This window comes from Nocardia transvalensis (genome assembly GCF_015477765.1).
In the GTDB taxonomy this organism is placed as follows: Bacteria; Actinomycetota; Actinomycetes; order Mycobacteriales; family Mycobacteriaceae; genus Nocardia; species Nocardia transvalensis_A.
This window is the reverse complement of sequence record NZ_JADLQQ010000003.1, coordinates 108993-121416: the sequence shown is the minus strand read 5'-3', so window position 1 is coordinate 121416 and position 12424 is coordinate 108993. Positions and strand designations below refer to the sequence as shown.

Annotated in this window: 6 protein-coding genes; 1 reads left to right on the top strand and 5 read right to left on the bottom strand. The window is 68.4% G+C overall.

Annotation, left to right across the window (positions count from 1 at the left end; genetic code table 11):
• Nucleotides 1-257: 257 nt before the first annotated feature.
• The gene (locus tag IU452_RS08600) at nt 258-458 is read left to right on the top strand and encodes a DUF5988 family protein (protein ID WP_195108423.1); all 201 of its coding nucleotides are present in this window, start codon (nt 258-260) and stop codon (nt 456-458) included.
• A gap of 24 nt (nt 459-482) precedes the next feature.
• Here IU452_RS08600 and IU452_RS08595 read toward each other — a convergent pair whose 3' ends face one another.
• The 5 genes from IU452_RS08595 to IU452_RS08575 form a co-directional block, all read right to left on the bottom strand.
• Nucleotides 483-1265 (bottom strand): alpha/beta fold hydrolase, encoded by a 783-nt coding sequence (locus IU452_RS08595; protein ID WP_195108422.1) that lies wholly within the window; start codon nt 1263-1265, stop codon nt 483-485.
• A gap of 19 nt (nt 1266-1284) precedes the next feature.
• Nucleotides 1285-4665 carry an arabinosyltransferase domain-containing protein gene (locus tag IU452_RS08590; protein ID WP_195108421.1) on the bottom strand — a complete coding sequence of 1127 codons (3381 nt, stop codon included), beginning with the start codon at nt 4663-4665 and terminating at the stop codon, nt 1285-1287.
• 92 nt (nt 4666-4757) lie between these two features.
• Nucleotides 4758-8006: an arabinosyltransferase domain-containing protein gene (locus tag IU452_RS08585; protein WP_324192508.1), complete on the bottom strand. Its 3249-nt coding sequence runs from the start codon at nt 8004-8006 to the stop codon at nt 4758-4760.
• Between the two features lie 111 nt (nt 8007-8117).
• Entirely contained in the window at nt 8118-9830 is a 1713-nt protein-coding gene (locus IU452_RS08580; protein ID WP_228817068.1) for a glycosyl transferase, read from the bottom strand.
• Between the two features lie 374 nt (nt 9831-10204).
• A complete protein-coding gene (locus tag IU452_RS08575) occupies nt 10205-12160 on the bottom strand; it encodes a galactan 5-O-arabinofuranosyltransferase (protein ID WP_195108419.1) in 1956 nt (651 codons plus the stop codon).
• Nucleotides 12161-12424: the final 264 nt, after the last annotated feature.

The window sequence follows — 12424 nt, the reverse complement described above, 5'->3', positions numbered from 1 at the left end:
CCGCCCTCCGCGTCGCGGTATCGGCCCCATACCAGGAGAGGACTGCGCGCCCAGAGGTCGCCGAGCGGGGGCCCGTCATCGCCCACACACCGGGGCCCGGCATCCCGCTCTTCGTGTCCCGGCATTCCCGCTCTACGTGTCCCGGCATTCCCGCTCTTCGTGTCCCGGCGTGCTTTTGGCCGGGACCTCCCACCACACAAGGCGTGTCTTTCTCGGAATCGGTCGGTCGATCCGCCCGGGTATGAGAGCCTTCAGCTATGGGTAGCTCACCGAAGGCCGTACTAGAGGGCGGGCCTGCCGACCTGCCACAACGGATTGTGCCGATCACACCTCCGGGTGTGGAACTGCGGGTGCAGTTCAACGGCGGCTACGAGCGTTTCAAGGTGACGCCGCGCTGGCAGGACACCGCCGAGGGCAGCCTCCCGGTCTACGAGTGGTGCGAACGTATCGAACGGTGAGGCCATCCGTCCGTCGCCCGGCGGTCAAGCATCCTGCCCGCCGGGTTCGCGCTGTGCCCGCCGGAGCGGAAACAGGGGCCGCACCGGATCCGAGGTCAGGAAGTCCAGAACCGTGTTGTAGACCTGGGTCGGCTTCTCGAGTATCAGGACGTGGGAGGTGCCGGGCACGATAGCCAACTCGGAATCCGGAATCGCCCGGTAGAACTCGATCGTGTGCTCCAGCGTGACCATATCGTCGTCCGAGGCCAGCACGAGCGTGCGCGCCGACACCCCCGCCAGGTCGGCCGCGGTGAGTTCCGGCTGGGTCTTTCCCATCTCGAGTCCCTTGCGGGCCACGACCGGAAAGTGCTCGATACCGTCCGGTGACGCCTCGCCGTAGTGGGGTGCGAACCGTGCGAGGACGGCATCGTCGAAGTCCATCGACCCGGGCACCAGTCCGTTGTGATGGAAGTTGCCGCTGACCGACACATATTTCCGCACCAGATCCGGCCGTTTCAGGGCCATCAGCAGCGCCACGTTGGCTCCGTCGCTGTAGCCGACCAGATGCGCGGGACCGCCGACCACCTGCTCCAGGAACGCGATCATGTCCTGGGCCATGATCTCGTAGCTGAACGGCCCGTCGACGTCCGGTGTGCGCCCGTGCCCGCGCCGATCCACGGTGAATACCCGAAAATGCTTGGTGAGCAGGGGGATCGCCGGTTCGAACGACCGCGAATCGGCAAACCCTCCGTGCAACAGCAGCAGCGGCTCGCCCTCCCCGTACACGTCGTACCACGTATTCACCGCACCGAGCCGTACATAAGTCATGCAGTCATCCTGCCGGAAATCAGAACACCCGCATCTGCCCCGGCGACCAGAAGCCGGAGCGGGTCGCGGTGCCGGTGACGACCTCGGCGGGCCGGGCGTCGGTGTAGTACCGGTCGTAGCGCTCGAGCGAACCCCAGTCGCGGGCCCAGTCGTCCTTCAGATAGGTCGGGATCGTGGTGGCCCCGGCCAGCATATTCGCGAAACCGAGCGGCCCGCCGAACTCCTCGGCCTGCCAGGTGTCGGTGGAGCTCACCGCCAGCGGCCGGTCCGGCTTGATCCGGTAGTTCGGCATATCGGCGACCCCGTTGCGATGCAGGAACGGCTGCTGGCACGGGAACTGCAGGCCCACCGCCCAGTCCTCCAGGATCGGCTGCTTCGAGCCGAGGAAGGTGTTGAGCGTCTGCAGCTTCGGCACACGCGGCGGCGTGAATGCCAGCCACTGATCGCCGATCAGCACGTTCCGGTTGGCGACGATGCGCACCGCATCGGCATCGGGCGAGATCTCCGACAGCGGCACCCGCAGGTTGCGCCACGACGGGGCCGGGCCGATATCACGCGGCACGTATTTACCCTCGGCCAGCACGCTGCCGTCGGGCTGGCGCTTGCCGTACTCCAGTTGCAGATCCTGCCCGTACTGCAGCGACCCGGTCTGATCGAACGACAGGATGCGCCCGGCGGCGGTGATGACCACCAGCGGCGAATCGTCCGACCGCGGCGGCAGCTCGTACCAGCTGGAGGTCAGGTGCGCGGTCTGCTGCATGCCCTGCTGGTAGCTGCCCATCACCGGCGTGGTCTTCGGGTCCAGACCGAACGGCAGCGCCACGGTGCTGCCGTTGATACCCGGCTCGGCGATGCGGCCGCCGCCGGTGCCCGCGTTCTGGCCCTCCGCGAAGTTGGCGCCCACCGACTGGTTGGAGGTGTTGCCGGTACCCGGCTTCACCTCGACCGAATCGGCCTTCAGATCGGTCGGCACGCCATTGGGATCGAAGCCGGTCGGATCGGCACCGGCCAGCGGATCGTCGTTCTTCGGCGGGTTGGCCGGATCGATGATCGGATTCAACCGCCCGGCATTCGGATTCGACTCCACCAGAACGTCATTGGCCAGGCCGCACGAATTGCCGCGTATTGCATCGAAATTCGCGCGTGCCAGCGAGTACGCCGGATACTGCGCCGCCGCACCCTTCACCAGCGACAGCACCTCGAAGGCCACCATCAGCGCCGCCACGACGGTCAGCGGAATCGCGGCGAACTTGCGAATGCGCCTGCCGCGCGCGGTCTTCGGGCTCGCCGGAGGTTTGGTGTAGTCCTCCCGCAACGCCTGCCAGCCGACCAGCGCCAGCGCCAGCCCGAACAGGATCAGTACCAGGGTGTTGGACTGGTGGCCCTGCAGGGAGACGGTCTTGTCGAACCACGGCACTCCGAAGCTGGACACATACCAGTAGCCGTTGATGCCCGAGAACGTCACAGCCAGCATGAACAGCAGCGCGGCCAGGAACACGGTGCGGTTCTTGCGCGAGCGCAGCGCCGTCGCCGATACCGCCACCGCGGTCACCGCGGCCAGCGAACCCGCAATGCCCGCATAGGCGCCGAAGTGGTGGGTCCACTTCGTCGGGTTGAACATCATGAAGAAGATCGTCCCGAACACCACGCCGATCAACCGCCACGTCGGGCCGCTGGAGATGCCCGGCACCCGGCGCCGCCGCAGCAGCACCAGCGCGGTGGTGACCAGGCACAGGATCATCACGAGGAAGGCGAACCGACGCGACAGCGAGCCGTCGACGGTCTGCACGAACAGGTAGTAGTAGCGCAGATAGTCCTCGTACCAGGCCAGATTCGGCCCGGTGACCTTGCGTACCCGGTCGGCCTCCTGGATGGCGGCGAAGGTCTGATCGCTGTAGACGACGGTGAGCACCAGGAATCCGGCCGCCGCGACGGGTGCCAGCAGGGGCAGCGTCGAACCCCAGAGGGTGGCGCCGAAGCCCTTTCCGCTGCGGGCGGCCAGCTCCCTATGCCTGCGCACCACGATCCGCACCAGCGGCCGGATACCGGCCAGCAGGGCGGCCACACACATCAGACCGGTCGGCGCGGCGGCCAGGGTGAACGCCGCGATCAGGACCGCGACCGCGGCGGGCAGCAGCCGCCCGGTGGCGATGGCACGTTCGATCGAGACCCAGGTCAGCAGCGCGCCCAGCGCCACGATGGGCTCGGAGCGCAGGCCGTTGTCGTAGGGCAGCCAGAAGGCCAGGAACACCAGCCCACCGGTCCACAGCGCCACCTTGGAGGTGCGCACGCCCCGGCCCAGCCGGGGGACCACCTCGCGGCTGATCACCATCCAGCACAGAATTCCGCACAGCAGCGCGGGAATTCGGACCCACACGCTGGCCGTGGAGATCTGCGCGAAGGCCTGGATCACGTAGTAGTACCAGCCGAACGGCGCCTCGGGCACGCCGTACCAGCGGAAGTAGTTGGCCATATAGCTGGCGTGCGGGGCCACCCGCACCATGCCCAGGATGTAGCCGTCGTCGGAGGTGTTGGCGCCGAGGAAGTGCCACACCAGCAGGGTGCCGACGATGGCGCCGTCGGCCCAGGTCGGCTTCAGCCAGTTCGCGGGCAGGATGCGCCGGTGGCCGCGGCCGTCGCCGGTGTCCAGCCGTCCCAGCGCGGCCAGCGCGATCAGCGTGCACAGCACGGCCGCGATCATCGCCACCAGCTTGATCCACGTGGGTGTGGAGGTGAATCGGGTGTCGACGGTCATGTGGAACGACAGGCCGGCCGGGGCGGGGCCCTGCAGATCGGAGAAGATGCCGACCACCTGCGGCCGTAGATCGCCGTTCAGCGTGCCCTCGACCGGCACCGTGACCGTCTCGGTCGCGCCCGCCGGGCCGCCCGGCACCGGCCGCTCGACCTGGGTGGACATCCCCTCGAACTTGGCGTAGGTGCGATTGATGTCGGAGGTGATGGTGATCGAGGTGCACTCGCCGAGCTGCGACCGCTTCGCCGATGCCACGATGGCATTGCGGTCCATGACGTCCACCGAATCCGGTGTGACGCGGACGAACATGCCCTCCAACGCCGCCCGATCGCCTTGCTGCGGAGCCGTATTGAGCAGAATGCCGCCCTGCGGCAGCTGGTCGACCAGCGAACACGGAATGCTCGCCCGCAGGTCCACCGGCACCTGCGACATCAGCGGCGCCTCGACATTGCCGATACTCCCACCCTGCGGCCAGTTCACCTCCGCCGTGGTCTGCTCGACCGGCAGAAACGGCGTGGCGAGCGCGAACAGCGCCCCCAACAGGCCCGCGACCATCGCGATCAATCGGGCGGTGCGGAAATCGCGCGGCGTCGCCGCGGGAGCGGCGGCCGTAGGTTCGGTCAAGACAGCAGTAGCGGCGTCGGGCACGGATGCAGATGTTATCTGCCCGCGCCCCGAGTGACGCTGTTCACTCGAAACTCACACCCGCGCCCGCGCCCACTTCGCTGTCCGTCCCTTCACTACCGTGCCTTGATCGGCACATCCTTGGCCCAGCCCCAATGACTTTCGACCGTGACGCCGATGGTGGCCGGTTGGGCCGTGGGGACGTACGGGGTGAACTTTTCCAGCGATCCCCAGTCGCGGCCCCAGTCGTGGTCGAGGTAGGCGGGCACGGTCCGGGCCTCGAGCAGCAGGCCGGTCCAGCCGAGGGGGCCGCCGCCGATATCGTCCTGCCAGGCGTTGGAGGCATCCGAGCCGACCCGGTCGGGGAGGATGCGCCAGGCCGGGACCTCGGCCACGCCGTCCTTGTGGTCGAACGGGCGCTGGCACGGGAACGCCAGGCCCACGTGCCAGTCCTCCAGAACCGGGGCGGTGCGCCCGACCACGGAGTTCAGCGTGGCGAGCTTCGGCAGGCGCGGGGGTGTCACCGCCAGCCACTGCCGCGGGGTGAGGTCGTTAGCGACGGCGACGATGCGAACCGCATTGGTCTGCTCCGGCATCCGGTCCAGCGGCACCCGCATATTGCGCCAGGACGGGGCGCCGCCGATATCCAAGGGCACGAACGATCCGAGCGACTCTACGGTGCCGTCGTCGCCGCGGTGACCGAATTCGACGCGAAGATCCTGCCCGTAGGTCACGACGCCGTCCTTGTTCACCGATTTGATCCGGCCCGCCGCGGTGACCACCAGCACCTGGTAGGCGGGATCGGTGCGGGCGCCCGCGAGGTCGAGCCGGTACCACTGCGACGTGAGGTGCGCCTGCTGCTTGTCGCCGGTGGTGTAGCTGCCCATCACGGGAGTGCGGGCCGGGTCCAGGCCGAACGGCAGCGCGACGGTGCTGCCGTTGATGCCGGGCTGTGCGGTGGTGCCGCCGCCCGTGCCCGCCTGGGTCGTGCGGGTGGTCTTGTTCTCGGAATCGGAGTCCACCGAATTGGCGCCGCCGCTGACGGTTTCCTCCGCATCGGCGGTGAGATCGCTCGCGACGCCGTTCGGGGTGAATCCGGCATTCTCGGCGGCGAGGCCGTCGGCCGCGGATCCGGTGTAGGGCTGCAGCAACGAGTCCGCGGTATCGGTCTCGGCCAGCACCTCCTCGGCGAGGGCACACGAATTACCGCCCAGCGCACGCAGATTCGACTCGGCGATCGAATATGCCGGGTACTGCGTGGCGGCGGCCTTAACCAGCGACGCCACCTCGAACAGCACCATGGCCGCGGCGGCGATGGTGAGCGGTTCGATGGCGAATTTGTCGAAACGCTTGCGGGGCTGGCCCTTTCGGTAAGGCTCGCGATAGTACTGCCAGGCCGCCAGCAGTAGGCACAGCACGGCCAGCCCGAGGAACAGTGTGGAGAACCCCTTCCCGGCGATCATCGGCGCCTTGTCCCACCAGGGCACGCCGTAGCTGGACACGTACCACCAGCCGTTGGATCCGGTGAAGGTGATCGCCAGCAGGAAGAATACGGCCGCCGCGAACAGCGACCGGTTGTACGGCGCGCGAATTCCGTTGACGCCCACCGCAACCGCGGTCAGTGCGGCCAACGATCCGGCCAGCCCGGCGTAGACACCGAAATGATGGGTCCACTTGGTGGGCGTGAACATCATCAACAGCAGTGCCATGAATACGATGCCGAGAATGCGCGCCGACGGCCCCCGCGAGGTGCCCGGCACCCGGCCGCCCTTGCGCAGCATCACCAGGACACAGACACCCAGGCACAGCAGCATGCCCAGGATGCCGAAGCGGCGGGCCAGCGACCCGTCGGGCGACAGCATGAGCAGCGAATCCCACCGGGTGCGTTCGTCGAACCAGGCCACATTGGGCCCGATGATCTTGCGCACCCGAGTGGCCTCCAGCACCGACGCCAGCGTCTGATCCGCGAAAACCACCACCAGCACCAAGGTCCCGGCGGCGGCACCGGGCGCCAGCAGAGCCCCGTACCGCAGGAGGTTTCCGCCGGAACCCAAGCGCGCCCGCTTGATGACGTGCATCAGCACCGGCCGCGACCCCGCGATCAGCGCGGCAACGCAGATCAGCCCCGTCGGCCCCGCGGCCAGCGAGAACGCCGCGATGAGCACCCCGATCGCGGCGGGCAGCAGGCGGCCGGTCGCGATGGCGCGCTCGATGGAGCACCAGGTGAGCAGCGCACCCAGGGCGATCAGCGGCTCCGGCCGCAGGCCGTTGTCGTAGGGCAGCCAGGCGACGAGGAACACCAATCCCGCTGTCCAGCGCACGATTCCGTCCCTGCGCACGCGAGCGCCCAAGCGCGGCAGGACTTCCCGGCTGATCACCAGCCAGCACAGCACCCCGGCCAGCAGCGCGGGCAACCGCATCCACGGGCTGGAGTCACTGACCCGGGTCATCCAGGCCAGCACCTCGTAGGGCCAGCCGAACGGGGCCTCGGCCACCCCGAACCAGCGGTAGTAGTTGGACATGTAGCCCGAATGTTTCGACGCCCGAGCCATATTCAGGATGTAGCCGTCGTCGGAGGTGTTGGCGCCGATGATGTGCCACACCACCAGCGTGCCGAGCACGACGGCATCGGTAACGGTGAACCGCCACCAGTGCGCGGGCAGGAACCGGCGCGGGCGCCGGCCGTCGACGGTATCGATGAGGTGCAGGCAGATCAGCGAGATGATCGTGAACACCACGGCGGCGACGATGGCGCTCAGCTTCAGCCACGACGGGCTGGAGGAGAACCGCGAGTCGATATTCGCGTGCAGGTGCGCCCCGCCGAGCTGCGCCCGATCCAGATCGGTGAACACGCCGACGATCTGGGGCCGCACGTCACCGGTGACCGTCGACCGGAACGGCGTGCCGTCCGCGCGGAGAACACCGCTGAGCTCGGCGGTGGTGGCCGTCGCGGTCGACGCGACGGTGAACGCACCGCAGTCACCGATCTCGGCGATCGGCGCGGACAGCAGCGGGATATCGCGCAGCAGCACCGACAGCGTCGGCCCGGCGCCGGGGTCGTCGGTCACCCTGGCCACCAGGCCCTTCGACGTCGCCCCGGACGCCTGCGTCGGCACCGTCGAGATCAGGGTGCCGCTGGGCAGATCCCGGATCGCCGTGCACGGCAGCGACAGGTTCACATCCAGCGGCACATACGACACCAGCGGCGCGTCGACGTTCACCGACTGCGGCTGCGGCCAATCCAGCGCGGCGCGGTCCTGCCGCACCGGCAGCAGTGGTGTCACCACCGCCGCCAGGATCGCGAGCACCCCCGACACGAGGGCGATCAGCCGAATACGGGACAACGCTGGAGAGTCTGCGCGCACGATCGACGATGCTAGCCACCGTCACGCGAGATGCCGTCCGACATCCCCGGGCCACCGCCGAATCGTGCCGCGCAGTTCACCGCCGAGTCGTGCGGCGGCCCTGGCTCGGGGTCAGCGCAACTCGCGCACGTCCCAGACCCACATGCCCTCCACGTACTGCCCGGGGAAGCCGAACAGCTGGTCGAGGATGGTGTGCAGGACGTCGCCGTGGATCGTGGGCGGCAGCACCACGACATCGGCCTGCCAGTAGCGCAGGTCGGCGAGGGCCTGGTCGCGCACGGCGTCGTCGATGGCCGGGACCTGCCCCGTATCCCGGGCCGCCATCAGCAGCGCGGCTGTCGGTCGATCATCGGGACCGTAGCGGCCCTTCTTGCCCGCCGTGGGACCGACGAAATAGCCACCGGCGAGCGGGAATTCGAAGTTCGCGTCGACCTGCCAGCGCAACGCGCGGGCGTCCAGGCGCATCGGCGGCGGCGCGATCACCACCGAACCGTCGCGCACGTACCGGTTCACCGTGCCGTCGGTGAAGAACCCGGGGGTGGACTCGCGGTGGATCACGGGCAGCACGGTCGGCGTCAGCGGCGCCAGGGCCAGCACCAACGCGGCGAACCAGGCCAGCGGGCGCCAGTCGGTGAGCGAGAGGTTCCAGTAGCCGAGGGCGCGCTCGGTGGCCAACGCGAGGATGATGGCGATAGCGGGGATGGCGGCCATGCTGAAGCGGGTCTCGAGAACCGTATTCAGCAGCGGCACTCGGTCCAACCACTTCCAGGGCAGGCTCACCCCGAGCGGCTGCTTGCCGAGGGTGGCCATCTGACCCAGTGACAGCACCCCGAACACCACGATCACGCTCGCCGCCGCCCTCACGATCCGATGCGGGCTGCGTGCTCCGCCGTTGTTGCGCCAGAGCAGGACGGTCGTCACGGCCACCAGCACCAGCAGCGGCCAACCGAAATAGGCGTTCTCCTCGGTGGGATTGATCGCCACATACTGACCCGGCGCGAACAGCCCGCCCAGCGATTCCGACGGGAACTGCACCAGGGCTTTCAGATCGTTCCCCATCGGGCCGTGATCGATGGAGCGATAGCTCTGCGGGCCGAAGAACTGCCAATACAGCGGAATCTCGGTGAGCCCCAGGGTGATCAGCGCGGCCAGCCCGACCGTCGGCGCCAGGCCGCGCGCGACGGCCAGCCCGGTGCGCGGCCGATGCAGGTAGTAGACGACTGCGAACACACCGAAGGCCAGCGCGAAGATCAGCAGCGGCTCTTCACCCAGCGCGATTTGCAGCGCCACCAGTACGCCCAGCACCGTCGCATCGCGCACCCGCCGTGTCGGAGCCCCCTCCGTCACCCGGCGCCCCATCCGGATCAGCAGCCCGGCGATCACCGGGAGCGCGGCCAGCAGGACGAAGTTCGGGTGCGCGTTGGCGTGCGAGATCATCGCGGGAGCGAAGCCGCAGAACAGGCCGCCGACGGCCGCGGCGAAACGGGAGCGCACCAGTTCGCGGGAGAACAGCCAATACCAGGCGAAGGCCGTCGCGGCCAGGCCGACGGTGAGGACCAGCACGAAGGTGACGGTCGGCCCGAACAGCAGCGTGACGGGCGTGAGCGGCACCCCGACGCCGAACATGGCGGTATTGGCCATCATGTTCACGCCGTCGGGGAAGTTCTGCAGCCGGGTGCCCAGCGGATTGTCCAGATGCGCGACGGCATGCGCGGTCTCGGCGAAGAACCATTCCCACATGGTCTGGTCCTGACCGCTCTTGAACAGGTAGCCGTGTTCGGTGTCGCGCCACTGACCCGACAGCACGAATACGGCCAAGGCCATATAGATGCTGCCGACGAGCAGGTCGGGGCGGGCCGCGCGGAGCCGGGCGGTTACCGGACGAAAGCGATCCCGCCCTCGACTCGCCCTCTCGGCTCCCCAGGGTCTCGCTGCCTTCTCGGAGTCCCAGCGTTCTTTCGGCCCGGCCGTCGGCCGCTCGGCGACCGCGATCGGGCCGTCCGTTTCCGCCTGTGCGATTGGGTCAGCTTCCCGCCCCGATACCACTGGTGAAACTCCTCCTGACGAACGATCAGCGGCCCACGCTACCTCGACTTACTGTGAGCCCGCTGACCGAAGCCGGAGTTATCCACAAGAAAATGCTGTTCTCCACAGTGTTATGCACAGGAGGGATCGGTTGTGCACAACACCACACCGGGCTATCGCCGCACCACCAGAGTGAACGGCCCGATGACGGTGACCTGGAAGTGCGGGTCCTCGAACAGCGCCTTGGGGAAGGTGACCGTGTAGCGGCGCACATTGGGATCGTTCGGGTAGACGTCCTGCGCGAGGCGCAGGGTGTACTCGTCGCCGCTGCTTCGGAACAGGAAGGCGTCGGGGGCCCGCCACGGGCTGTGGTTCAGCGCCTCGCGCAGTTCGCCGGGCGACTTCAGCTCGCTCCAGCGCTTGATCTCGGCGGCGCGCCCGGCGAAGTCGGCCAGCGGATTGGCGTAGTGCGAGGTGAGCGCCTGGAAGCCGTAGTACGGGTAGTAGGACAGGAAGCTGGTGTCGGCGGTCAGGACCACGGTGTCGTGCCGCGGCCGCCCGGTCTGCGCGGTGAGGGCGGCGTCGATCTCCCGGTAGTAGGAGACCGCGGACGGATTGCGCTGATCGGCGCGTTCCCCGTTGCCGTCGGTGTCGGTGTAGGCGGTGGTGATCTCGGTGGCCAGGACGGTCGGGATGCCCTGGGTGAAGGCCAGCGCACCCAGCACCGCGACTGCGGCAGCCACGCTGCGGAACCGCGGCGGCTCGTTGACGGCCTGGAAGATCGCCCGCGCCCCCTCCGCGAATCCGAAGACACCGGCCGCGGCCAGCAGCACCTGCAGGATGGGCTCGAGCCGGAACGCCAGCAGCGTCGTCCCGGCCGCCGTCACCGCCATAGACGCCAGCCACCACAGGTAGATCGCGACCACCGAGATCCCCAGCGCCTGCGCCCGTCGCGAACTCCCCGCCCGCAGCACCAGCCAGACCGTGCCGAGCAGGCACAGCGCCGCGAGCAGCGGATGGGAGAAGTCGGCCATCGGGAAGGCCAGCCGTGCCCCGGAATCGGGGAGATAGTGGAACGCCGTCCCGCCGGACATCGACGGCCGCTCCGTCACCATCTTCAGCAGATAGGGCCCCCAGGTGATCAGCGCCAGCACCCCGGCGATCACACCCACGACGACCAGTCGGGCCAGAATCGGCCACAGCAGCCGCAGCGCCCCGGCCCGTGGCACGTCGTGGCGGTGGATGGCAGCGGCACGACGCTGCCAGAGCAGCGCACCCCAGGCCACCACGGCCATCAGCACCACCGTGAACACCGCGATCGCGAAGAACAGCGTGTAGAACATCGCTGACACGCCGAGGAACAGTCCGGTGCCGAGCACCGCCCCCCAGCCGTGCGCGGTCGCGCTGTGGTCATCGCTCGAATACTCGGCAGGCCGGTGCAGCGCACCCCACGCCAGCACCATCGCGGGTGCGAACAGGATCACCAACACCGCGCTGTATGCCTCCGGGGAGGCGAACGCCACCATCACGGCCGTGGTCGCCGCGCCCACGGCTACGGCCCAATCGGCGCGAATCAGCTTGGACCACAATACCGTTGCCAGCACCGACGCCACGGCCAGCGAGACGATCGCATACGGCTTGAAGGTCTCCCACCCCGACAACCCGAGCAGATTCGCCACCCGCCCGCCGATCCAGAACCACCCGGCCGGATAGAACGGCGGCAGGTCCGCATAGGTCATATCGTGCAGCGCCGCACTGTCGGTCAGCCGAGTCAGATATTCGGTACGGAACTCCTGATCCACCGAAATACCCAGCAGATACAACTTGGTGGCCGCCAACGGCATCCCGAGAGTCACGGTCACGAACCCCGAAACCCCCACCCAGGACAGCACTTTCGCCACCCACGGCCACCGCCGCACCCGAATCAACACCACCGAGGCAACCAACACCACCGCAGCCCCCACCTGCCCCACGGTGGTCAAGGCCCGCGTCACATTGGACGAATTGAACGCAGGCCACTGCACGGTCGAAAACGCATACAACCCCACACCCCCCACCACAACCGCAACCACCCCCGCAAGCACGGCCTCCCCCAGCCCACTACCCACCTGCCGCCCAAGTGCCCGCACGCCGCCTCCGAATTCCCGTCTCGCCCGCGATCAGCCGAGCGCCAGCCTAACCACGCCACCCCACCCAGACCCGCAACCCCCGCTCCGGCGCCCCAGAGGGCGCCGAAGCGGGGGAATGTGTAGCCACCACCCCCAGGAATTGAGCCGCCGTCTCACAGGTGCAGGCAAGGTATGCCGCCGCACCCAGGAGCGAGTCGCCGCCTTGCAGGGCGGGCGATGCTGCCGTTGCGCCCGAGGGCTGGCCGTCGTGTTGCAGGGTGGGCG